21 protein-coding genes and 2 pseudogenes are annotated in these 21,958 nt (G+C 43.5%); 10 read left to right on the top strand and 13 right to left on the bottom strand.

Features of this window, described 5'->3' with window-relative positions:
* Positions 1-77 precede the first annotated feature (77 nt).
* Positions 78-1,289: an aspartate aminotransferase gene (locus HFV01_RS16960; protein ID WP_006620362.1), complete on the top strand. Its 1,212-nt coding sequence runs from the start codon at positions 78-80 to the stop codon at positions 1,287-1,289.
* Positions 1,290-1,370: 81 nt separating this feature from the next.
* On the opposite strand, the gene psbM is transcribed toward HFV01_RS16960, so the two are convergent.
* The 8 genes from psbM to HFV01_RS16920 all read right to left on the bottom strand — a co-directional run bounded on the left by psbM (position 1,371) and on the right by HFV01_RS16920 (position 8,420).
* Positions 1,371-1,484, bottom strand: a complete 114-nt coding sequence (gene psbM, locus HFV01_RS16955; RefSeq protein WP_006620360.1) for a photosystem II reaction center protein PsbM — start codon at positions 1,482-1,484, stop codon at positions 1,371-1,373.
* A gap of 79 nt (positions 1,485-1,563) precedes the next feature.
* Complete coding sequence (rimK, locus tag HFV01_RS16950; protein ID WP_006620359.1) at positions 1,564-2,469, bottom strand: 30S ribosomal protein S6--L-glutamate ligase; 906 nt, start codon at positions 2,467-2,469, stop codon at positions 1,564-1,566.
* A 136-nt stretch (positions 2,470-2,605) separates the two neighbouring features.
* On the bottom strand, positions 2,606-3,094 hold the full coding sequence (locus HFV01_RS16945; protein WP_006620357.1) for an SAM-dependent methyltransferase: 489 nt from the start codon (positions 3,092-3,094) through the stop codon (positions 2,606-2,608).
* Positions 3,095-3,108: 14 nt separating this feature from the next.
* A complete protein-coding gene (locus HFV01_RS16940; protein WP_193520233.1) occupies positions 3,109-5,100 on the bottom strand; it encodes a mechanosensitive ion channel family protein in 1,992 nt (663 codons plus the stop codon).
* 168 nt (positions 5,101-5,268) lie between these two features.
* A complete protein-coding gene (locus HFV01_RS16935) occupies positions 5,269-5,757 on the bottom strand; it encodes a DUF2752 domain-containing protein (protein ID WP_006620354.1) in 489 nt (162 codons plus the stop codon).
* Between the two features lie 16 nt (positions 5,758-5,773).
* Positions 5,774-5,968 (bottom strand): hypothetical protein, encoded by a 195-nt coding sequence (locus HFV01_RS16930; RefSeq protein WP_006669746.1) that lies wholly within the window; start codon positions 5,966-5,968, stop codon positions 5,774-5,776.
* A gap of 21 nt (positions 5,969-5,989) precedes the next feature.
* Positions 5,990-6,442 carry a hypothetical protein gene (locus HFV01_RS16925; RefSeq protein ID WP_193520232.1) on the bottom strand — a complete coding sequence of 151 codons (453 nt, stop codon included), beginning with the start codon at positions 6,440-6,442 and terminating at the stop codon, positions 5,990-5,992.
* Between the two features lie 1,101 nt (positions 6,443-7,543).
* Positions 7,544-8,420, bottom strand: a protein-coding gene (locus tag HFV01_RS16920) for an IS630 family transposase (RefSeq protein WP_006667970.1) whose coding sequence is annotated in 2 segments (ribosomal slippage) — positions 7,544-8,089 and positions 8,091-8,420 — 876 coding nt in all. Because the reading frame shifts where the segments join, the coding sequence is not laid out codon by codon here.
* 198 nt (positions 8,421-8,618) lie between these two features.
* Here HFV01_RS16920 and HFV01_RS16915 point away from each other — a divergent pair.
* Both HFV01_RS16915 and HFV01_RS16910 read left to right on the top strand, forming a co-directional pair.
* Positions 8,619-10,676 (top strand): sensor histidine kinase, encoded by a 2,058-nt coding sequence (locus HFV01_RS16915; RefSeq protein ID WP_006620350.1) that lies wholly within the window; start codon positions 8,619-8,621, stop codon positions 10,674-10,676.
* 116 nt (positions 10,677-10,792) lie between these two features.
* Positions 10,793-11,203, top strand: coding sequence for a hypothetical protein (locus tag HFV01_RS16910; RefSeq protein WP_006620349.1), 411 nt, complete (start codon positions 10,793-10,795; stop codon positions 11,201-11,203).
* Positions 11,204-11,214: 11 nt separating this feature from the next.
* Here HFV01_RS16910 and HFV01_RS16905 read toward each other — a convergent pair whose 3' ends face one another.
* A complete protein-coding gene (locus HFV01_RS16905) occupies positions 11,215-12,108 on the bottom strand; it encodes a LysM peptidoglycan-binding domain-containing M23 family metallopeptidase (protein ID WP_006669742.1) in 894 nt (297 codons plus the stop codon).
* A gap of 218 nt (positions 12,109-12,326) precedes the next feature.
* Here HFV01_RS16905 and HFV01_RS32140 point away from each other — a divergent pair.
* The 3 genes and pseudogenes from HFV01_RS32140 to HFV01_RS16890 all read left to right on the top strand — a co-directional run.
* Positions 12,327-12,902: pseudogene (locus HFV01_RS32140) on the top strand (IS607 family transposase); the annotation flags it as partial.
* Positions 12,903-12,948: 46 nt separating this feature from the next.
* A pseudogene (locus tag HFV01_RS16895) lies at positions 12,949-14,007 on the top strand (RNA-guided endonuclease InsQ/TnpB family protein); the annotation flags it as partial.
* Positions 14,008-14,043: 36 nt separating this feature from the next.
* Entirely contained in the window at positions 14,044-15,258 is a 1,215-nt protein-coding gene (locus HFV01_RS16890) for an HhoA/HhoB/HtrA family serine endopeptidase (protein ID WP_006620346.1), read from the top strand.
* A gap of 43 nt (positions 15,259-15,301) precedes the next feature.
* Here HFV01_RS16890 and HFV01_RS16885 read toward each other — a convergent pair whose 3' ends face one another.
* On the bottom strand, positions 15,302-15,655 hold the full coding sequence (locus HFV01_RS16885; RefSeq protein WP_006620345.1) for a DUF760 domain-containing protein: 354 nt from the start codon (positions 15,653-15,655) through the stop codon (positions 15,302-15,304).
* Positions 15,656-15,703: 48 nt separating this feature from the next.
* Entirely contained in the window at positions 15,704-16,228 is a 525-nt protein-coding gene (gene scpB, locus HFV01_RS16880; RefSeq protein WP_006669738.1) for an SMC-Scp complex subunit ScpB, read from the bottom strand.
* Between the two features lie 129 nt (positions 16,229-16,357).
* Between scpB and HFV01_RS16875 the strand changes: the two genes are divergently transcribed.
* On the top strand, positions 16,358-16,618 hold the full coding sequence (locus HFV01_RS16875; protein ID WP_035758531.1) for a hypothetical protein: 261 nt from the start codon (positions 16,358-16,360) through the stop codon (positions 16,616-16,618).
* A 14-nt stretch (positions 16,619-16,632) separates the two neighbouring features.
* On the top strand, positions 16,633-17,916 hold the full coding sequence (locus HFV01_RS16870; RefSeq protein ID WP_193520231.1) for a serpin family protein: 1,284 nt from the start codon (positions 16,633-16,635) through the stop codon (positions 17,914-17,916).
* Positions 17,917-17,989: 73 nt separating this feature from the next.
* Here HFV01_RS16870 and HFV01_RS16865 read toward each other — a convergent pair whose 3' ends face one another.
* Positions 17,990-18,907: a vitamin K epoxide reductase family protein gene (locus HFV01_RS16865; protein WP_006620338.1), complete on the bottom strand. Its 918-nt coding sequence runs from the start codon at positions 18,905-18,907 to the stop codon at positions 17,990-17,992.
* A 274-nt stretch (positions 18,908-19,181) separates the two neighbouring features.
* On the opposite strand from HFV01_RS16865, the gene dusB reads away from it, so the two are divergent.
* Both dusB and argF read left to right on the top strand, forming a co-directional pair.
* Complete coding sequence (gene dusB, locus HFV01_RS16860; protein WP_006669735.1) at positions 19,182-20,189, top strand: tRNA dihydrouridine synthase DusB; 1,008 nt, start codon at positions 19,182-19,184, stop codon at positions 20,187-20,189.
* Between the two features lie 12 nt (positions 20,190-20,201).
* Positions 20,202-21,125, top strand: coding sequence for an ornithine carbamoyltransferase (gene argF / locus HFV01_RS16855; RefSeq protein WP_006620336.1), 924 nt, complete (start codon positions 20,202-20,204; stop codon positions 21,123-21,125).
* A gap of 208 nt (positions 21,126-21,333) precedes the next feature.
* Here the strand turns inward: argF and HFV01_RS16850 are convergent, their stop codons facing one another.
* Positions 21,334-21,507, bottom strand: a complete 174-nt coding sequence (locus HFV01_RS16850; protein WP_006620335.1) for a hypothetical protein — start codon at positions 21,505-21,507, stop codon at positions 21,334-21,336.
* Positions 21,508-21,958 lie beyond the last annotated feature (451 nt).

Here is a 21,958-nt window from a genome sequence, read left to right as displayed (position 1 = left end):
AATTGCACTATAAACTCACCTGTCAAACCGCCCCCTATTCCCTCGACTGACTTTTAAGTTAACAACCAGAAATCAACATGAATTTAGATTGGATTACCCCAGCAGATCGGGTTAAACAGCTTCCCCCCTATGTATTTGCGCGATTAGATGAATTAAAAGCCCATGCCCGTGAACAAGGCCTTGATTTAATTGATTTGGGTATGGGAAACCCGGACGGACCGACTCCTGAACCTGTAGTAGAAGCGGCGATCGCCGCCTTGCGAAATTCAGCCAATCATGGCTATCCACCCTTTGAAGGGACTGCTAGTTTCCGCGCGGCCATTACTCGTTGGTATCACCGTCGCTATGGAGTTAACCTAGACCCCAATAGTGAAGCCTTACCCCTATTAGGGTCTAAAGAAGGTCTCACCCATTTAGCCTTAGCCTATGTCAACCCTCAAGATGTGGTTTTATCGCCAGATCCGGCTTATCCCGCCCATTTTCGGGGTCCGTTAATTTCTGGGGGGGATGTTTACAAAATTCGCCTGAAACCAGAAAATGATTGGATTATAGACTTAGCAGATATCCCGGATCATATTGCTGATCGCGCCAAAATTCTCTATTTTAATTATCCTAATAATCCCACAGGTGCAACCGCCCCCAGGGAGTTTTTTGAGGATTTGGTGGCTTTCGCCCACAAACATCAAATTCTATTGGTTCATGACCTCTGTTATGCGGAACTAGCTTTTGATGGTTATCAACCGACTAGCTTACTAGAAATTCCGGGAGGTAAAGAGATTGGGGTAGAGTTCCATACCATGTCAAAAACCTATAATATGGCGGGTTGGCGGGTAGGTTTTGTGGTGGGAAATTCGCGAGTAATTCAGGGATTAAGAACTCTGAAAACAAACTTAGATTATGGTTTATTTTCGGCTTTACAATCGGCGGCAGAAACAGCTTTAAATTTGCCAGATTCCTACTTAGAAGAGGTACAAAATAGGTATAGCACCCGCCGGGATTTTCTAGTCCGAGAATTGGGAGAATTAGGCTGGAATATTCCTAAACCCAAAGCGGCGATGTATTTGTGGGCTCCCTGTCCCGTGGGTATGAACTCAACGGATTTTGCCCTATCAGTCCTGCAACAAACTGGGGTGGTGGTGACTCCAGGTAATGCTTTTGGGGCGGGAGGAGAAGGCTATGTTAGGATTAGTCTGATTGCTGATTGCGATCGCTTGGCGGAAGCGGTCAAACGCCTAAAAGAAGCCAATATTGGCTATCAACGCCAGATGGTGGCAACGGGAATGCTTTAACTAAAATCATGACTAAAAAAGCGCTATTGGCTAATAGCCTCGGCGCTTTTTTAATTGGGAAAAAACTGGCAAAATGTGAGTTTATCCTTCTTTGCCTTCGCGACTCTGGGTTTGGATATACAGAATCAGAAGAAACACGGCAGGAACTAGCACAAAAAGAATGCTGGCAACAAATCCTAGGTCATTAACTTCCATAATTATCCAACTTTGTTAATACACAAAAGAAACCTACCTCCCTAGGATATCATTAAATTGGCTAGTTGGATCGTAAATTTTAACCTTGGGTGCGATCGCGCGCATTACCTTGTGCGGCATACTTTTCCAGAAACTCCATAATTTTCCTAGGTACATCTACTCCTGTTGCTGTCTCAATTCCTTCTAGTCCCGGTGAGGAGTTAACTTCCATTACCACAGGTCCATGATTGGATCGTAATAAATCCACCCCCGCCACTTTCAGCCCCATAATTTTAGCAGCGCGGACAGCGGTTGATCTTTCCTCTGGGGTTAATTTGACTTTTTGGGCGCTTCCTCCCCGGTGAAGATTAGATCGAAATTCTCCTTCTGCGCCTTGGCGTTTCATGGAAGCCACCACCCTTTCACCAACTACAAAACAGCGTAAATCTGCCCCCCCAGCTTCCTTAATAAATTCCTGGACTAAAATATTGGCATCAAGTCCCCGAAAAGCCTCGATTACAGACTTAGCCGCCTGGTATGTTTCAGCTAAAACTACACCAATTCCCTGGGTTCCTTCTAACAGTTTAATCACTAAGGGGGCCCCACCAACTACGTTAATCAAACCATCAATATCTTTGGTAGAATGGGCAAATCCTGTCACCGGAAGACCTATGCCTTCTCTGGCTAATAATTGCAAGCAACGCAGCTTATCACGAGACCGAGAAATGGCTTGAGACTCATTGGGAGTAAACACACCCATCATCTCAAATTGGCGGACAACAGCAGTACCATAAAAAGTTTTAGATGCACCAATACGAGGAATAATGGCATCAAATCCTTCTAGGGGTTTTCCCCCATACATAACCATGGGTTTATGGGAGGTAATATTCATGTAGCAGCGCAGGTAATCGATTACGTGCATCTCATGACCCCGCTGTTCCCCTGATTCTTTCAGTCTCCGAGTAGAGTAAAGGGAACTATCTTGGGATAGAATCGCAATTTTCATGGTATAGTGTTAATAGCATCTTAGGTTTTTGTGGTTGCCGATCGCTGTGTGGAATAACCGCGCCCTAAATAACCAGCAACAAACTAACATTGTTCCCATTTCACCTTCTGGTTTTTACGAATCTGAATAACAGTTATTATTTTACCGGACTTGGGATACTCCAAAAATAGAATGTGCATTCCTCTTCGGGGTGGGTTAAATGCAGTACAGCGTCCGGGGTCCATTCTCCCATATCAAAGTCGCGGGAGACAATGCGGGTTCCCGGCTGTAGTTGTTGGAATAATTGGGGTTTTAAGCGTAGGTTAAGCTGAGGTAACAGATAAATAAAGATAACTGTGGCTTCCTGAAAATTACTGTTAAACAGGTTGGCTTGACGGAAGATGGCGCGATCGCTAACTCCGGCTATTTGGGCATTTTCTGTGGCTTCCTTAATGCGATCGGGGTCAATATCAATACCAACTCCCCTCGCGCCAAATTTTTCGGCGGCGGCGATCGCTACCCGTCCATCTCCACAACCTAGGTCATATAAAACATCATCAGCACCAACTTTCACCCAACGGAGAACATCCTCTAGCAAATCTTGAGGGGTAGGAACATAACCAATATCGGGTTGATTAGAGTACATAAATTAACTAATAATCAGGGCTTGAGCAAATTCAGGAAATCCTCAGAAGTTTGATTATCATGTTTATTATACCATAAGGAACGCTGAGGAACACCTAGGGCAATTTCTGCTTCATCTAAGGCTTGTTTGAGTCGTAACCGCAGGGTCCTTGCTGCCGCCCATTGTTGGCTAGGTATAGTTTTAACCAGAAACCGGATCACAATTCCCTCATGGGAAATATCGTCAACTCCCAGAATCTCAGCAGGTTCTAAAATCTTGTCTGACCATTCCGCCTCATTTTGCATCTTGTGACAGACTTTAAGAATAATTTCCATAGCCTTTTTGATGTCAGCATCCCAGGCAATTTTCAAGCCTAGGTTAACCCTTGACCAGTCTTTAGTATTATTAATAACTGTGGTGATTTGACCATGAGGAATAGTTATTAATTGACCATCTAAATTGCGGAGATTAGTACAATACAAATTCATGCTTTCTACGGCTCCGGCTAAATTGCCAATTTGGACTACATCACCGACAGCATAACGGTCTGTAATAAAAATTAAGATGCCATTTAACATATTTTCTATTAAATTTCGAGATAGAAAAGCAGTTAATAAAGCGAAGGCTCCCGCCCCGGCTAGGAAAGCCGGATTGATGCCCAGGATAACCACAGTTAAATAAATTCCCAGACCGGAGAAAATCCAACTTTTACCACCTTTTAGCGCCGGAGAATAGGTGCTAACTCTCATAGTGTAACGGTTAGAATTAGGATGGGATTCTTGTTTTTCTTTAGCCCAACTATTTAAGGTATTATCAATGAAAAAATCTAACAGCTTATCAATTAAGCTAATACTAATCCACAGGCTAGGTATCAGAATTGCTTGATAGGCAAACATAATAATTAAAGGACGAGTTTGCCGAAATACAAAACAAATTAAACTGATACCCATTAAAATAACTAATAATTTCCCTATAAACAGAAATCTCCGCAATAATTCTACTAAGTTTTTTTCTTGCTGAAGTGATACTTGACTATTTAATCTCCTGGCGATCAGTTTAGGGATTTGATTGATTTTTTCATGAATCTTTTGATTGAGATAACCTGAACTATAGCGTTGACCATTACTTTTCACATCCTCAACTTCATCGGCATCATAACTGATGTCTTCATGCTGGTTAACTACAGCATCAGAAATAGTTTCTCCTGATAAGGTCTCGGGGTTAACTTTCGCCTCATCGACCAGATATTTTAATTTTATTTTAATTCGAGTGCGCCATTGTGTTAGTAATTTGCTTAACCCCGAAATCAGCCTCAGACATAGGAAAGTAAATCCCACAATAACCAAGCTGATTGTAATTCTTGCTAAAGGATATTGAGCATCAAATTCTTTGCCCCATAATGCCTCACTAGCATATTGGGTGATTTGGTCTCGCCAAACTGATGCTAATTCTTCAACTGTTGTGCCATTAACAATGGCATCATGATTATTGACGGTTATTACTACAACTCTAGGGATGCGTAAATCAGGATCTGGTTGAGTATAAATTACCGTTTCATTATTCTTAATACCTATATTTAATTGCGGCGTAAATGGATGGAGAGGTTTATCATTATTAAACAACCGCCAAAACTGCCAATCTTCTCGATGATATGTTGGTGGTAATTCTTGATTTCTGCTAATATTGCGGAGACCTCGATTAAAGGCTTCCTGTACTAATTTTGCACGTCTTTCTAAGGTTAAGGCAGTTTCGCGGTCATCTTGTTCTAAACTCCGTCGCGCACCGAGGGTTAATCCGCCACGAAAACCTTGGTCACCTAAATAAACTTTGCTACACCAACTAGCACCACAGCTATAAGCGCGGTTGACATTCCACAAAAAGGTTTGACTTTGCTGATCAGTGGTTGATGAGGCGGGAGATAAGGAAAATTGAGCGAAAGCGGGACTGTGAAAAGCGACATTTAAGGAAAATGTCAAGACAAAAATGCTGATAAAATAAGTGATTTTTCGGAGTATTTTATTATTCATGGTTACCCCCTAGGGATTTGTCTAAACAAGCGATCGCCTCTAGGGGTAAAATCCACGACCAGGTTTTCATGATCCTCCTCAGTTAGCAACAATGCCTACACATCATAACTGAATTCTGGAAGATTGGCAAATTTTTGATGATCATAGCCTTCAGATGCTATCGGAGATTTAGCTAAGGAGCAAGCGTCCTATCGGGGAGTTTAGGAAAGATGGATACAGTTTACCAATTTGCCACAAATGTTGCAATCGCACACTGTGATAGCCGAGTAGAATCAGAAAAATCAAAATTTGTACCTGGGGATTAGTTAACCAGTGAATATAAAAAATATCTAATTTTCGATTTTTGATAATTTCCAAAATTAGATGAATAATAGCAATCACAAAACCCAAGAAAATTAGGGGACCGAATAAATGGTAGGCGATCGCCTGATTTAAGTCACCTCTGACTGTAGCCATTAACGATCTAGTTAACCCCCAGGCTGGACAAGGAACCCCCACATATCGCATTAGCGGACATCTCAAAAACTCCAGATGAATACCTAGGTTAAACCCTATACTACCGATAATAGGTATTAAGGCGATCGCTAAACTAAACATCCGTTTTTGTCGCTGTTGGCGAGAAAGCAGAACAGGCGATTTGAGTGTTTTACCTACCATTATAATTCCCCATCAATTAGCGACTTTTTAGCAAATCTACCCCAAAACAGGTTAGGTAAATGACCACGGTTGCCAATTGCTGAAATAACACAAGTTCAAAAGTTTTCACGAAAAAATTAATCTCTGACTGGGAATATACCGCCATGGAACTCCCAGCTAATAAGGCAATCAAAAACCAAAATATCGTTTTTCTGTGCTTGAGTTTTAGCATAATTTTGATTCCCACATTAACTTAACCAAAAGCGAGATAGGAGTAGAAAACTAAGGTTCCTACCACAGGAACTATCCACAAAAGAATTAACCATGGAGTTTTTTCTAGTTTTTTACAAATTCTAATCCAGGCTTTAATCAACCAAATTATGGCAATAATATTGACGCAGGGAATGAACATCAAAATCGTCCATAAAATCGGGTTATCTTCATCCCCAGCCACGAAATTTATATAGGTTCCTAAAATGGGAATCCAAGCAAACCAAGCATTTTCTACTCCACATCTTTGATAAATTTTCCATGATAAAAAACCAAACACTAAATAGCCAATTAAATAGCCGAGCAATATTCCTGGGTTTGGTTCTACTTGCTCGTAGGGAATATCTAGTTGTGGAACTGTATTCTGTTGACCTAATATAACTGGGACAAGATTAATCACTACATGAGCCGGGGGGAATATACTAATGTCAATCATCAATAAGTTACTGATAAACTACTGTTATCAGCAAAGTGTAAGGGATGTTATCTGAAAATACCATGTATTTTAGATATTGTTAACAAAAATCAACATTATCAGAAAATCATAATAATATTTAGTATTTGAGACTTACAGCAATATAGTTATCTGTTGAGAGACTATATTCTCCAGGCGATCGCTATATAAATCCCCCCTTCCAGCTATAATCTAGCTAGGCTATTATTGACAACCCAGACATCTACATCTGTAGGAAATTACCCCCATTGATGAATGTCCTAGTATCAGATAGATAATGGCTAGAGTCTTTCACCATAGTAATATTTGGGAAAACTTGATGATGAACACGCCTAATTTTTTGTCAATTCAATCCTGGAAACAGTCAGAATTTTGGCTGATGGCGATCGCCGTTGCCCTTTACTCTATGCTCAATCGGTTCACGACTCCCACTAGACACTTCGTTTATGACCTTGGGTTCCCTGCCTTGTTTGGAAGGTTGAATTCCAAACGTTGGGACATATAAACAGTTATAGGGATGGTCAGAGATTAACCTCTTATATCCAGCGACTAGGGGCTTAAGTCCCCACCAGGTAGTTATTTCGGGCATCTCAGCCCTATTTCATACCTGAACTTCTCGCACGCATATCCCAATCATTACAGTTGGGCATTGGCTTCTGGCTACATCTCACATCCTCTAGGAGTTAGGGGTCGAGAGTGAAGTCACCTTCCCGAACTCCCATTCAAAACCGTGCTTGATAGTTTCCCATCACACGGCTCCTGATGTGGATACCCTTTTGTCATCGGAACAGGGTTACTACCCCCTGCTTTCGTACTTCAATGTTCAGAGCTTTATGCAGCACGTAGTCTTTGAACTCGTTCTCGCCACTATACTCCTAATAATCGCAGTATCTATATCCACACCGTGACCTGTGGGCATATCCCCACCATGACAATTGGGCTTTAGCTTCTGGTCACATCCTTCACCCTCTAACCATGCGCTTACATTTTTCACTACTGCCTTGTGAATAGCATTACTCACTTGTTTATAGGCAGAGCATTAGAGGGGTTACAACGTTCCGTTTATAGCATTAGTCAAGGTGGTTAGGACGCAGCTTTGAGAACGGAATCCATGGCATCATGGAGAGAATCAAACTGCTCAATGCAGTGGCGAATACGGGCTTTCAGCCACGACCAACATTTCTCTATCTTGTTGAGGTCTGGCGAATAAGGTGGTAGATAGAGTAAACGGCATTGAGCTGCCTCCACCAGTTCAGCAATCCGCCCCCCTTTATGAAACGTTGCATTGTCCAATACTAGAGTCTGACCTGGCTTCAATGTTGGAATTAAGATGAACTCCAACCACAACTCAAACACTGTCCGATTACAACAACCCTCAAAGCTAAAGGGAGCTAAGAGTTGTTGATGACACCATGCGGCTATCATACTTACCCTGCCCTGCCTCTTCCCTGATTTGAGTGCATGGAAGCGTTTTCCTTCCTCGCAGTAACCATAGGGGTAATCCGAGTCCTGACTATTCATGGCGGCTTCATCGAGGTAGACCACTTCTTCCGGCTCCATCTGTTCAATCTGAGCCATAAACTCCTCTCGCTGTTGCTTCCAACGTTCTTGGTAGCCGTAAGTTTTTTTTTCTGGTGAAGCCAATTTTCTTCAAGGCTCTGGATATGGTGCGAGGAGAGATGTCGTCATCCCAAAGTTCAGCCATTTGAGCGGAGGTTTTGTGGCCATGCTCTTGGGCAAAAGCCTTGAATTTCTGCCAGTCGGTAATTTTGTGGTTATTGCCAGGTCGGTGATGAGGTTTAGGGAGGAAGTCTCCGGTCTGTGCTTTTCTTTGCAGCCAGAGATTAATGGTGTTCCTGCTGACATGGAAAACTTGACTGGCTTCTGTTTTGGGCATACCGTCTAGTTCAATGGCATCAATAACTTTTTGTCTGAGGTCGTAACTATAGGGGGCTGGCATTTTTGGTCTTCTTAGTCATCTCGTCCTCTCCATTATACGTCCTAAGTGTTCTGTCTTGTGCTATACCTCCGTTTTGAGTCACAGTTTCAGCCCCAAATCAGAACCCGATGATTTGTCAAGTGATTCATAACGCCAGGGTTCGCGCTACTATGAGAATTGGGCAGCCCTGAGCCATAGCACCTCTGTTTGATGTGAATTATGTCTAAACGCGGTCAATCTTCATTTCGCCGTCTTCTGCTATCCCGGATTTTGCTGTTAAGCCTTCCGGTGTTGTTGGTTGGACAATATGTGACCTATCGCAAAGCTCGTTCAGCTTTACTAGAAACGGCTCGTCTGAACTTAACTGAAAGTGCAGTTAAAAAAGCTGCGGGTATTGATGAATGGGCGAAGTCCTTGAGATCAAGTTTGATTTTAGTGGCTCACAGTTCCGTTTTGCAGTCTGGAGAAGAGGAGAATTTTCAAGGTTTTCTCGAAGAGGTCGTCTCCGAATTACCTTTTGAGGTCAACTGTCTGCAAATGACTAATCTGGAAACCAATCAGATGGTAGCTAGTACCTGTGACGAGGGGGCGCGGGTTCAATTTCCCCAGGATTTATGGTCTGCTACTCAATCTCAGAACTGGGCTGTGAGTCAGTCGGAAGCTCATATTATTAATGTGGGAACTGCAGAGGCTGACAAAGGCTTTTTTCCCCAACATCTCGATGATAGTGAGTCCGATAGTCCAGAGGGAAGTAGAGTTTTACTTCGTCGCCAAAATAATCAACTAAGTTTAATCTCTATTGCTCCGGTTTATATTGCTGATGGAGAAGTTAATCGACTCCGTTATGGATTAAGTCTGGAGTCTTATTCTTTACTCAGAGGTGAACACACCCCGAAATCTTTAACAGGTTCGACTGTAATTTTAGATGAAGCTGGAACTATTGTAGCTCATCCTAATCCGCAGTGGGTGGGATTAAATATTAGAGATCACGCTGATTCTCAGCGGCTAGAGAGTTTACTGCGTAGTGCGTTGGCGGGTCGTACTAATTTTATTCATTTGTTTGCTTTTGAACCAAATGGGGAAGAATTATTGGCGGGATATCATGCTATTGAAAGTCCGGTTTTTCCCAAGAATTATGATAGTCAATGGGTTATCTTGGCGGTGGCGAGTTTAGATGATGCTCTCTATGGCTTAAAGGATATTAATTCGGTTTTAGTTGTGCTAATTCTGAGTTTAATTATAGCGATTATTAGTGCAGCATTATATCTATCTAGGGATTTGGCGCGTCCTTTAGAAAAACTCCGAGATTATGCTTTACAAGTTAACAGCATTGAATCCCATGTAGAGGTTCCCAAAAATCTGAAAATCCGGGAAGTTGAGCAGTTGGCTCAGGCTTTGCGGACTATGGTTGATCGTTTGCAGTCTCGCGCTCAAGCCTTGGCTTTTGCGACTAAGGAGGCGCGGGTGGCTAACCAGCTAAAAGATGAATTTTTGCGGGTTATATCCCATGAGTTAAGAACCCCGCTTAATGGCATTATTAATTCCCTGAATTTGATTCAGGAAGGATTTTGTGACGATCGCGATGAGGAAATGGAATATTTACAGATGGCTAATGACTCGGCTCTGCATTTATTTGATATTGTTAATGATATTTTAGATATTGCTTTGATTGAGGAAGGTCAACTATCTTTATTTTTGGAACCGACGGACTTGGGGGTGATTCTCCAAGAGGCGATCGCTTTACAAACTCTGGATCTTCAGCAGAAAGGTTTAGATTTAAACTTAATGTTATCCCCTGAACCTCTGGAAGTACAAGCAGACCGAGATAAACTTAAACAGGTTTTTATCAATATTATTAATAATGCTGTCAAGTTCACCAAAGCTGGTAGTATCACCATTTCTAGCAAACTTGAACGCTTCCCGAATTGGGGGAATGCGATCGCTTCTAATTCCGGTCAGATTATCAAAGCATCTGAACAGGTAATTGTAACTATTGTTGATACAGGAATTGGGGTAATCCCAGAGAAGCAAAGCCAACTATTTCAGCCTTTCGTGATGGTTGATGGTTCCACCACTAGGGAGTCGGGAGGAGTGGGTTTAGGATTAGTGATCGCGCGTCGTCTCATGGAAATGATGGGTGGCGGTATTAAACTTGACAGCGCCGGACATGACCAAGGTACTACAGTTACTATCGCTATGCCAACTTTACAAGCAGCAACACCACCTTCTCAAAATCAGAAGACTACCAGAAAATCTAAAAAGAAAGTTAAAAGTTGACTCATAATTTGGTCTGGCACGGATCATTGGTTATCCTAGAGAAAGAAATAGTCCTCATTATACTGTGTTCAGATTTCGCCTAGGAGTATGTCAAAGCCAAATTTCTGAGTCTCATCATGGATAAAATTAAATTTCGCAGATATAAAAGAACAGCAGTTATCACCCTAGTCCTGATAGCATCAGTCGGTCTGGAAGCCTGCGCCTCTTACCATAAAAGACGAGAAGTATATAGAAATCTTCAGGACTGTCACCAACAATGGGGTGAAGCTGATCTATGTGAACCAATTACCGATGGTTCCTACCCCGTAGGTTACCATTATGGTCCTTACTATAAACATCGCGGGGGTCGCTACTATTACTATCGTAGCTTTAATTCTAGCCCTCGTGCTGTTCCATCTAGTGCAGGTATTCGTAATACCACTCCTGGAGGTAGAAGTCCCTCTGTTGGTGGTGTGACACGAGGTGGTTTTGGTTCCGGTGGTCGCGGCGCTACATTTAGAGGTGCAGGAGGGAGTCGAGGGGGTTAAATTTAACCAGCCTATTGTCGGCGGACTCGGCGTTTATACTGGCTGTCTGCTTCTTGAATATTTAAGTAAGGACTAGGATCTTCGGCAACCCATCCTAAATTGGAGTTATAGCGGACTTCAAAATGAAGGTGGGGGCGATCGCTACTTGGTCGGCCCGTCTGACCCACTAATCCTAGAGTTTCCCCTAATGCTACTTGCTGTCCGGTGTCAACCACCGTTTCCAAAAGGTGAGCGTAGCGGGTTTGTTTTCCCTGGGCGTGATTAACTACCACCAGATTACCATAGCCCTCTCTATATCCAGCAAAAGCTACCACACCTTTGCCTACAGCTAAAACAGGAGTTCCGGTAGGTGCGGATAAATCAATACCTCCATGAAATACTACTTGACCACTAACAGGATCTAACTGCCACCCATAGCGAAACAGTACCTCAGTCATCATTGGCAAGGGATGACCAGATAACAGGTCAGGGGAGAGGGTAACTGGCGGCGCAGGGGCCCAGTTGACTCCGGGAATAAATACTACCCTGGGTTCCGGTTGACAGCCATTGACTTCAAAAATTACATCCGCCCTGGTATTATGGGCGCGGGCTACATCCACCCAGGTCTGACCGGGTTCTACTTCTATCTGAATGCCATTGTAGGGGGGAATCAGGATCTCTTGTCCGACGGAGACTACACCATCGCGTAAACTGGGATTCAGACCCATGAGGGTAGCAGCAATTAAATTGTACTGTCGCGCAATGGTTTCTAGGGTTTCGCCTGGGGCGACACGATGACGTTGCAAACGGGATAAAACCGGAGTTGGACAAACTTCTCGCGCTTCCTGGGAAAATACGTTAGCTAGTCCCACAGGGGCGATCGCACCTAGGAGGATAACAGAGATCAAGGCTGACTTGCAGATCATATTCAGTCCATATTAATTTTGTTTCATGGTAGCAGCCGGGCAATATTGGCTTTAATATAGCCGAGGCTGGGATACAGTTGCTAGAATTGAGGGAAGGAACTTAGCTTGATGGCTGGGGTTCATTTGATTGAGAGCATGATTTAATCTCAAATTAGGTTAACATTTTAGGGCAATACGGTATAATAAAATAATAAGCGAGAAGAGTTGAGGATAAACCTATTGCCAGATATGTCAAACCCAAGGAAGCGGCCAAAATCCTTGGAGTCCATGAAAGAACACTCCGCAGATGGGACGAAAATGGCTCAATCGAGACCATCAGAACCCCCGCTGGGCAACGACGATACAACGTTGAGTCATATTCTGATTCCATTTCAGGCAGTGACAAACGCAAAGTCGTTATCTATGCCAGAGTTAGTAGCCGCGCCCAGCAGTCCGACCTCAACCGACAGGTGGCCGCACTGTCCAACCTCTACCCCGAAGCAGAAGTCGTCTCAGAAATCGGAGGCGGGCTCAACTTCAAGGGAAAGAAAATGCTGGCCTGACTGGGACATCATTTGTCAGGAGATGTCCGCATGGTTGTCGTTGCCCACCCAGACCGATTGGCCAGATTTGGATGGAACTGGTTTCGATGGCTCTGTGAGCAAAACAGGTGCTCACTCATGGTTCTCAACCAGACAAGTCTCAGTCCAGAACGACAAATGGTTGAGGACATCCTCGCCATCCTCCACTGCTTCAGTTCCCGATTATACGGACGGAGTAAATACAAAACTCAGGTCAAAGAAGATCCGGATTTACCCCAGCCCGGAGCTAAATCAAGTCTGGCGCAAATGGTTAGCCGCTTGTCGGTATTGCTACAACCAAGCAATTGCATTATCTAGGAGTGGTAAACGACTAAGTAAACTGAAATTACGCAATAAAGTGATGCAGAGTGACTTACCCGAATGGGTCAAAGAAACACCCTGCCACATTCGGCAAAATGCCATCTTTGATGCCTATCAGGCTTTGACCGCTAGTCCTGATGCAAGGTTTAGAAGTTGTCGTGACAGCTCTCAAGGGATTAAGTTCAATAATACTAATTTCTCTTCAGGGAGTTGTTATCCAAGACTAACGAAAGGATTAACTTTCATGGTTTCCGAACCCATCCCTAAAACTTGCGGGCAAGGGACTCAGTTGGTGTTTACCAAAGGTCGATGGTTGGCGATTTTCCCTGAACCAGTTGCCGTTACCCCAACTGACGCTACTGGCGTGATTGCATTAGACCCGGGCGTCCGAACTTTCATAACTGGGTTTGATGGTTCACGATTTCTGGAATTGGGCTCCGGAGATATAGGACGCATCACTCGGTTATGTCAACATTTGGATGATTTGATCAGCCGAATCGCCAAGGAACCCTGTCGTTCAAGGAGGCGACGGATGAGGCAAGCGGCTCAACGAATGAGAACCAAAATCCGCAATCTAGTTGATGAAGCCCACAAACAAATTGCTCACTACTTGACTCACAACTGCAGCCTAATTTTTTTGCCCACCTTCGAGACTTCCGATATGGCCAGTCAGGTGAAGCGTCTAATCAGGTCTAAGACTGCCCGCGCCATGCTGACATGGGCGCATTATCGATTCAAACTAACCCTGAGACATCAAGGGGAAATAACTGGAACCACAGTTGTAGATGTGACGGAAGAATACACCAGCAAAACCTGTACTCACTGTGGTCATGTGCATTCCCAGCTAGGTGGCTCAAAAGTGTTCCGATGTCCTGAGTGTGGGTTCACTCTACCCAGGGACTGGAACGGTGCTTTTGGAATCTTTCTAAAAGCTTTGCGGGATACCGCCTCTGTTACCTTAACGGGTAATAGTGCTATCGTCGCATTGTCAGGCAATAGCCGGATAAATGTCGCGTAAATGTATCAGATATCGATCCGGTCGGAATATTTAAACATGGATTTATCTTTTAGGCAGCTAACCGTGTATCTGGCCCTACTTTCGATCGGGGGCGGTACTGGTTTAATCGGTGGTCGCTATTTGTATGCTAATCATCTGGTGACTAATTCTCCCGCCGTCCCCGTGGTTCGAGAAGTGTCCCCGGAAACTCAACCCTACTACCGTCAGAGTCCTATTGCTGCTCGCAGTAATTCCAATTTTATCGCTGAAGCTGTACAAAAGGTAGGACACTCGGTTATTCGTATTGATGCTGTGCGGACTGCTTCTAAGAATTTACCAGATGCTTTGAATCATCCCCTGTTTAAACGATTTTTTGGCGATCGCATTCCCCAGGACTCTGAACGGTTGCAGCGGGGAACTGGTTCTGGATTTATTATCAGTTCTGATGGTCGTCTGATTACTAATGCTCATGTCGTTGATGGGGCTAATATAGTCCGTGTCACTCTTAACGATGGTCGCGTGTTTCAAGGTCAGGTGAGGGGGGTCGATGAGTTAACTGATATTGCTGTGGTCAAAATTGAAGCCCAAGACCTACCTACAGCCCCTATTGGTGTTTCTGAGGGGTTGATTCCCGGTCAGTGGGCGATCGCTATTGGTAATCCCCTCGGTTTGGATAATACCGTAACTGTGGGAATTATTAGTGCGATCGGGCGATCGAGTTCTCAGGTCGGTATCCCTAATAAACGGGTGCGCTTTATTCAAACTGATGCTGCTATTAACCCTGGTAACTCAGGAGGTCCCCTGTTAAATGATCGGGGTCAAGTTATTGGCATTAATACCGCTATTCGTTCTAATGCTCAAGGTTTGGGCTTTGCTATCCCTATTGAAACCGCCCTGCGAATTGCTAATCAATTATTTGATAACGGAAGAGCAGACCATTCCTTCCTAGGGGTGAAAATGGTAGCCCTTAACCCCACCATTAAGGACGAGATGGATCAGCAACTTAATCTTAAACTGACTAAGGATCGGGGAGTGTTGGTGGTTCGGGTGGTCGAAGGTTCACCCGCCGCTAATGCTGGTATTCAACGGGGAGATATCATTAATCGAGTCGCCGGAACCCCGGTTAGCACCCCCACCCAAGTCCAAGAGCAAATACAATTGACCCTAGTGGGACAAGAGTTGGAAATTGAGATTGACCGCCTTGGAAAAATCGAAACCATGAAAGTGCAGATGGCTGCAGCTCCAGACTCCGCCCTATCAGGAGTTGACTGATTTTTGGGTAAATTACTATTACCCGTTAATCCGGTTAATCCGGTTAATCCCGTTCTGGTTTAGTTGATTGGGAACGCGAAGACGCGGTCCTGGATATATTTTCCTCCAGGTGCATACGTTGCTCCATCTGACGGAGAAAATAACCAGTCATCATGGCTGAAGCTAGTAAGCCAGCCAGGTTGTCTCTATTGGTTGTGATTTGTACGTCGAAGTCATCTGAGGGTAAAACGCCTACCAGACCTTGGACATTGCGGGAAATTATTTCTTTGATCTCTGGACTGGCTGATTGAGCAATGTGGGCTAAAACATCGGGATGTTGATGTTGTAGATAGTGCAACAGGGGGTTCTCAGAGATTTCTTGGTCATTAGACGAATGAAAGTCGGAGTTAAAAACCATGAGGTGACTTGTTAGTGTCTGCTGTACTTTACTTCTAGTTTAGTCGATTTAACTGGATGCTGTGGTATCTTCGGGCAAATTTGCTTTTAAATTTAGCGAAAGTTGCTGGGGAAGTTGGTCTAGTTGAAAGTATTGATGGAATTTTTTGCTTACCTGTAACCAATACGAACGGGCTTGGGGTTGTCGTCGTTTGGTGACGAATTCTAATTCTACCAGTTCCTGAACGTGCTGATAAGCCCCTGAACCTCGTAATTCTACGAGATCGGTTTGGGTAATGCCACCATTAAGGGCGATCGCTGCTAAAGTCCGTAAAGCCCCTACACCTAATTCTGGTGGTACTAGGGTGTGCATTAGTTCCCCGTAGGCTTGGCGCAGTTGCAGGCTGTAACCTTTCTTGGTTTCCACAATTTCTAAGGCAGTATCCCGGTGGGCATAATCTGACATTAGTTGAATTATGGCCTCTTCTGCTTCGGCGCGATCGCATTGAGCTAATTGTACAATCTCGGACAAGGACAAGGCTTGACCTTTCAGGTACAAAATCGCTTCAATCTTAGCTGGGAGACTAATGGACATAAAACTGTCGGTACTTTATAACATTTCCCATTAAGTTGGGAACTATGCCACAATTATAGCCACATGATAGCATAAATTATCCTCCCTAGGGCAATTTACGTTAACAAATAATCATTATTTACTGGATCTATGAAGGTTAAATTAGTGGCATCTTGGGCAGCAATTGTCCCATCTCTTACCCCCCTAACCGCGATCGCTTTTTTCACCTTCACTACAGAAATGGCTGAGTCCTCCCCAACTCCCCCCAACTCCCCTGGGACCTTAACTCCTACCTGGCTGGGGCTAAGGCTGGGATCGAGAGAGATATTTGGATGCGATAATTGGCGGATTTTTGATGACTACATAGATATCAATAATAGTAGATCTTTAGACAGGATCGCTGCCCAATGATTTGAGGTTATTTTATGAAAAAATTATGGGCTAATTCTTGCCAATACATCGGATTATTAATAGCCACGGCTGTCATGGTGGCAGTCAGTGGTTGGGCTGTTGATCAAATTCCAGATTCCCATTTAACATCGGATTTAAGCGCACATCAAACTACGGAAAATATGAGGATTAATTACCAAGTCGCGGCGGCTTACACCGGTTTTGCGTTTAAGCTGTTTGATCATGTTTATCAGCATCAAAGTCAGGAAAATATTTTTATTTCTCCGGCGAGTATTACTAATGCTCTGGCTATGACCTATAATGGGGCGGCGGGAACTACTCAAGAGGCGATCGCTGAAACTTTGCAAGTTCAGGGTATCAGTTTAGCAGAACTCAATCAGGCGAATTTAGATCTCAATAACTCAATTTCAGCCATTAATCAAGATGTGCAAATTAATATTGCTAATTCTCTGTGGTTACATGAATCTGCTTTTTTCTTACCAGATTTTCTGGAGAGGGTAAATCAGTTTTATCAGGCTCAACTCACAGCAGTTGATTTTAGTAGTCCTGATACGCCATCCCAAATTAATGATTGGGTTAAACAGGAAACTAATGGCAAAATTGCTCAGATTGTCCAAACTATCCCCAATCAAACTATTCTGTATCTAATTAATGCCATATATTTTAAGGGGATATGGTCGGAAAAATTTGAAGAACAACTCACCGAATCACAGCCTTTTACCCTGATTGATGGTAGCCAGAAAATTCATCCCCTGATGTTTAAATTCGGTAATTATTTGTATCTAGAAAACTCTGATTTTCAAGGGATTAGCATTCCCTACGGTGATGATGCTAGATTTAGTTTATATGTATTTCTCCCCCGTGAAAATGTGAGCATTGATCGCTTTTATACACGGTTGAATGCTACCCAGTGGGAAGAGTGGATTAATCAAATGCGATCGCGACCAGGTTCGCTCCGACTCCCCCGGTTTAAACTGGAGTATGAAGTCGGTTTAAACGATAGTTTGAAATCCATGGGGATGGATATAGCTTTTCACCCGAATCAAGCTGATTTTTCTAATATGACTTTAGATAACAATGTACGCATTTCTGAGGTTAAACATAAGACTTTTGTAGAGGTTAATGAGGAGGGAACAGAAGCCGCTGCTGTCACTTCAGTTACGGTATTATCAGAAAGTACCCCCTCCATAACTGAACCATTCTCAATGGTGGTAAATCGTCCATTTTTCGTAGCCATTCGCGATAATCAAACCCGCACCATTTGGTTTATGGGTTCTATAGTAGACCCAGAATTATAGGTGCGTCAGTTTTTAAGAATTGGGTGATGATTGGGATTGACCTATTCTGACGCACCCGACGAAGCTGCTTTTTTTAGGAATTCCCAAAATTACGGGAACCCGTGTAACCGCTTAATTCGGCTAAACGTTCTAAAGAAATTAACCCCGGATGTAATTCGCCGTTAATTTCCCAAGCTGGATATCCGGGAATACCCTTAGCTTGACACAGCTCTGGTTGAGGGTTTTCTCCAGCGGGGTCGCATTCAATATAGGTAAGATAATTGATAGCTTGCCTACCAAATAACTGTTTTTGTTGTTCACAGAAATTACACCAGTAAGCACCATACATCGCAGCACCCACATTAGTTAAATGTTGAGCTAGGGAGATATTATCTGGATTAGAAACTGAGGTGATATTGTAAGAATTTTGACTACCATCAGTGAGGGAGGGGTTATTAATGGGAGCATAAATAGCCAGAGTGCTAATTATAGTAACCATAGCGACAATGACACCTAAAAAAACCAGTTGACCGATATCTTCCCAATTACGGCCAATAATAGTTAATGCTAACAGGCTGAAAGAGGCGATCGCTGAACCGATACAAAACCAGCAAATAGATTGAATTTCAAAAGCCATGATATACATCAAATAGCTACTGAAAATCGCCATAGAACACCCACCTATAAACATCAGTAGCCAGGTGTAATTTTCGGCTTTCTTCCGCCAAGTTGTCTGAGTTTCTGAACTAATCAATAGTGGGATAACCGCCATAGCAATCATATAGACATAAGCCAGAAAGCCAAACAAAGCCAGAGGTAAGCCAAAAACTTCCGCATAGGGACTATCTAGGACACTCTCACAGCCTTCTGTAGGACAGCTAGTCGGTCCTTCCTGTAGTGCTTGTATGGTTAGATAAGAGGTAATAGCAGCACCAAAAGCACCAATTCCAGCAATAATCAAACGTGACTTTTGTTGAATCCAGGGAGTTGAACGCTTACGCATTTGAATCATCTGTAATTTCTCCTAATTAGAGGTTCCAGGGAATGATGGCGGTATGGTAAACCACAAGAGATATAATTGTAACAATTTAGATTGTAATCTGGTATGGCGACTCCTATAACTATAACAGTGAGGGTTGAGCCACGGGGTCTCATCTACCACAGAAAACCCTCCCGGTTGTCTGTGGCTGGCTGGTAAATGACCGCCCCAAGGATTTATGAATGATTGCAGTTTATTATATATTAGTGTATAATGAAAGTTTGATTTGCTTAATTGTCTGCCTGCTATGTCTGCCCTATCTGCTGAATTAAAAGAACGGCTATCCTCACCCCTAAAAATTGGTAAATTAGAGGTAAACAGTAGGGTGTTACAATCGCCTCTGTCAGGGGTGACAGATTTGGTATTTCGGCGCTTGGTGAGGCGCTATGCTCCCAATTCGATGATGTATACAGAGATGGTACACGCTTCCCAAATTATTCATGTGCGGGAGTTACCAATTCTGATGGAAATTGACCCAGGAGAACGCCCGATTAGTATTCAATTATTTGATTGTCGCCCAGATTTTTTAGTGGAGGCGGCGCGAAAAGCTGTGGAAGAAGGGGCGGATACTATTGATGTGAATATGGGTTGTCCGGTGAATAAAATTACTAAAAATGGCGGCGGTTCTTCGCTGTTACGACAACCGGAAATCGCTGAGAAAATAGTGCGATCGCTTAACGAAGCTGTATCAGTTCCCATCACTGTAAAAACTCGTTTAGGTTGGGATGAGGACGAAATCAATATCCTAGATTTTAGCAAACGCATGGAAAATGCGGGAGCGCAAATGCTGACCATTCACGGACGCACTCGCGCTCAGGGTTATACAGGGAAAGCTAACTGGGAATGGATCGCTAGGGTCAAGCAGAATGTATCGATTCCAGTAATTGCTAATGGGGATATTGTCTCGGTGTCCTCGGCGGTTCAGTGTTTACAGGAAACTGGCGCTGATGGAGTTATGTGTTCTCGGGGAACTCTGGGTTATCCGTTTTTGGTGGGGGAAATTGATTATTTCCTGAAAACTGGCCAGATGAAGACAGCGCCGACGGTGGTTGAACGTTTAGAATGTGCGAAGGAACATTTACAAGCACTTTGGGTGTACAAAGGTCAGCGTGGTATTTATCAGTCTCGTAAACACATGACTTGGTATGCTAAAGGTTTCCCAGGAGCAAATGAACTGCGGGAACAACTGGCTAAGGTGGAGACGGTTCAGCAGGGATGTGATTTGCTCGATGGGGCGATCGCCATATTCAAATAATTAGGAGCAATTATGGAATCATTAAAAGGACGAGATTTGCTGAGTTTGGCTGATTTGACTGTGGCTGAGTTACACTCGGTTTTATCTTTGGCGATTCAGTTAAAGTCGGGAATGCGGAAACTACAGCGAAGGAAGGTTTTGGGGTTGATGTTTTCTAAGGCTTCGACTCGCACCCGTGTCAGTTTCTCGGTGGCTATGTATCAATTGGGGGGACATATAATTGATTTAAATCCTAGTGTTACCCAGGTGAGTCGGGGGGAACCTTTGGTTGATACGGCGCGGGTATTGGGTCGATATTTAGATGCGATCGCTATTCGGACTTTTGAACAAAAGGATTTGGAAACTTTTGCTAGTTATGCGGAAATTCCGGTAATTAATGCTCTCACAGATCGGGAGCATCCTTGTCAAGTTTTGGCAGATTTGATGACGGTTCAAGAATGTTTTAATCGCATGGCTGGACTGACTTTAACTTATTTGGGAGATGGGGCTAATAATATGGCTCATTCTCTGCTTTTGGGCTGTGCTATGGTGGGGATGAATATTAGAATTGCTACCCCATCTCAGTATCCGCCAAATCCCGAAATTGTCGAACAGGCTAAGGCGATCGCTGCTGGTAAAACTGAGGTGATTATTACCGATGACCCCGCTGAAGCTGTCCAGAAATCTCATGTGTTATATACTGATGTTTGGGCGAGTATGGGTCAGGAGAGTGAGGCGGATGATCGTATTCCTTTATTTATGCCTTTTCAGGTGAATGACAGTCTATTAGCTAAGGCTGATGATGATGCGATCGTTCTCCATTGTTTACCTGCTCATCGAGATCAGGAAATTACTGATGGGGTAATTGAAGGTGTGCGATCGCGGGTTTGGGACCAGGCGGAAAACCGAATGCACGCCCAAAAAGCATTATTAGCTAGTTTACTTTCTGATGATTAATTAACCGATACTTGCACATTAACCCGGTTCGGGCTGCACCCTATACCTCACCCACCGGGTTGATTATGTCAATTATTATTGGCAATTTAGAGATGCCAAATACAGCAAAATTAAGCTGATTTATCCCTGCCAAAAATCAAAATATCTGAGGTTTTATCTGGTCTCATTAATCATGATTAAGTGGGTATAATTAACTGGAAATTCAATCCTAATCATCATCTGGATCCCCCCAGTCGGCGGGGACTTTGCTGTTGGTGGTAACCCTTTTGAGAATTTTCTTGTCAACATAAAATCGCTTGGGAGGTGCTGGTTTTTTGGCTGGAGCGGGTTCCGTTCGCCAGATTAATCCTAGTAAGATCACACCAATGAGAACAGCTTCCATATCTTGAAATTCCTCACTAAATTACGATGGAGAGTACCTGCTACGCGCACGGTACGCGATCGCTTTTTACTACAGCCTCGGTAGGGTGATTCACCCCTCATATGGCTGTAGTTTTTCTGTATTTAACACCAGTCTAATCATCGATTTAGGCAATGTCAATAAAAAGGCCCACTTTTTAGTAAAAAGTCACCACTATCCCTACCGGGTGCTGATTGAGCCATTGTTACTACGGTTCAACCTGGTTGTGTGCTGTGGTTAATGTAATATTAACAACTGTATAATCATGGCTGTGAGGATTAATTTAAAGTTAGCGATACTAGCAATTATATCTGAGGCGATCATCATTCTCTAGGTAGATGTTTTCTAGGCCATTAGGGTGCTACACTCATCAGTGTAAATTTAAGTATGAAAATTGCTTAAAATTACTTCAACAACTAACTCCCACACCTAT

This window comes from Limnospira fusiformis SAG 85.79 (assembly GCF_012516315.1).
GTDB classification, from domain to species: domain Bacteria; phylum Cyanobacteriota; class Cyanobacteriia; order Cyanobacteriales; family Microcoleaceae; genus Limnospira; species Limnospira fusiformis.
The sequence above is the reverse complement of the archived record's forward strand: the minus strand, read 5'-3'. Positions and strand labels throughout refer to the sequence as shown.

Bases quoted from the DNA above. Each gene is read 5' to 3' on its own strand.
- HFV01_RS16885 (WP_006620345.1), bottom strand. From the start codon at position 15,655: ATGGTTTTTAACTCCGACTTTCATTCGTCTAATGACCAAGAAATCTCT.
- HFV01_RS16875 (WP_035758531.1), top strand. From the start codon at position 16,358: ATGAAGGTTAAATTAGTGGCATCTTGGGCAGCAATTGTCCCATCTCTT.
- HFV01_RS16910 (WP_006620349.1), top strand. From the start codon at position 10,793: ATGGATAAAATTAAATTTCGCAGATATAAAAGAACAGCAGTTATCACC.
- HFV01_RS16940 (WP_193520233.1), bottom strand. From the start codon at position 5,100: ATGAATAATAAAATACTCCGAAAAATCACTTATTTTATCAGCATTTTT.
- scpB (WP_006669738.1), bottom strand. From the start codon at position 16,228: ATGTCCATTAGTCTCCCAGCTAAGATTGAAGCGATTTTGTACCTGAAA.
- HFV01_RS16905 (WP_006669742.1), bottom strand. From the start codon at position 12,108: ATGATCTGCAAGTCAGCCTTGATCTCTGTTATCCTCCTAGGTGCGATC.
- HFV01_RS16890 (WP_006620346.1), top strand. From the start codon at position 14,044: ATGGATTTATCTTTTAGGCAGCTAACCGTGTATCTGGCCCTACTTTCG.
- HFV01_RS16960 (WP_006620362.1), top strand. From the start codon at position 78: ATGAATTTAGATTGGATTACCCCAGCAGATCGGGTTAAACAGCTTCCC.
- HFV01_RS16935 (WP_006620354.1), bottom strand. From the start codon at position 5,757: ATGGTAGGTAAAACACTCAAATCGCCTGTTCTGCTTTCTCGCCAACAG.
- HFV01_RS16865 (WP_006620338.1), bottom strand. From the start codon at position 18,907: ATGATTCAAATGCGTAAGCGTTCAACTCCCTGGATTCAACAAAAGTCA.
- HFV01_RS16915 (WP_006620350.1), top strand. From the start codon at position 8,619: ATGTCTAAACGCGGTCAATCTTCATTTCGCCGTCTTCTGCTATCCCGG.
- HFV01_RS16925 (WP_193520232.1), bottom strand. From the start codon at position 6,442: ATGATTGACATTAGTATATTCCCCCCGGCTCATGTAGTGATTAATCTT.
- dusB (WP_006669735.1), top strand. From the start codon at position 19,182: ATGTCTGCCCTATCTGCTGAATTAAAAGAACGGCTATCCTCACCCCTA.
- HFV01_RS16930 (WP_006669746.1), bottom strand. From the start codon at position 5,968: ATGCTAAAACTCAAGCACAGAAAAACGATATTTTGGTTTTTGATTGCC.
- HFV01_RS16870 (WP_193520231.1), top strand. From the start codon at position 16,633: ATGAAAAAATTATGGGCTAATTCTTGCCAATACATCGGATTATTAATA.
- argF (WP_006620336.1), top strand. From the start codon at position 20,202: ATGGAATCATTAAAAGGACGAGATTTGCTGAGTTTGGCTGATTTGACT.
- psbM (WP_006620360.1), bottom strand. From the start codon at position 1,484: ATGGAAGTTAATGACCTAGGATTTGTTGCCAGCATTCTTTTTGTGCTA.
- rimK (WP_006620359.1), bottom strand. From the start codon at position 2,469: ATGAAAATTGCGATTCTATCCCAAGATAGTTCCCTTTACTCTACTCGG.
- HFV01_RS16850 (WP_006620335.1), bottom strand. From the start codon at position 21,507: ATGGAAGCTGTTCTCATTGGTGTGATCTTACTAGGATTAATCTGGCGA.
- HFV01_RS16945 (WP_006620357.1), bottom strand. From the start codon at position 3,094: ATGTACTCTAATCAACCCGATATTGGTTATGTTCCTACCCCTCAAGAT.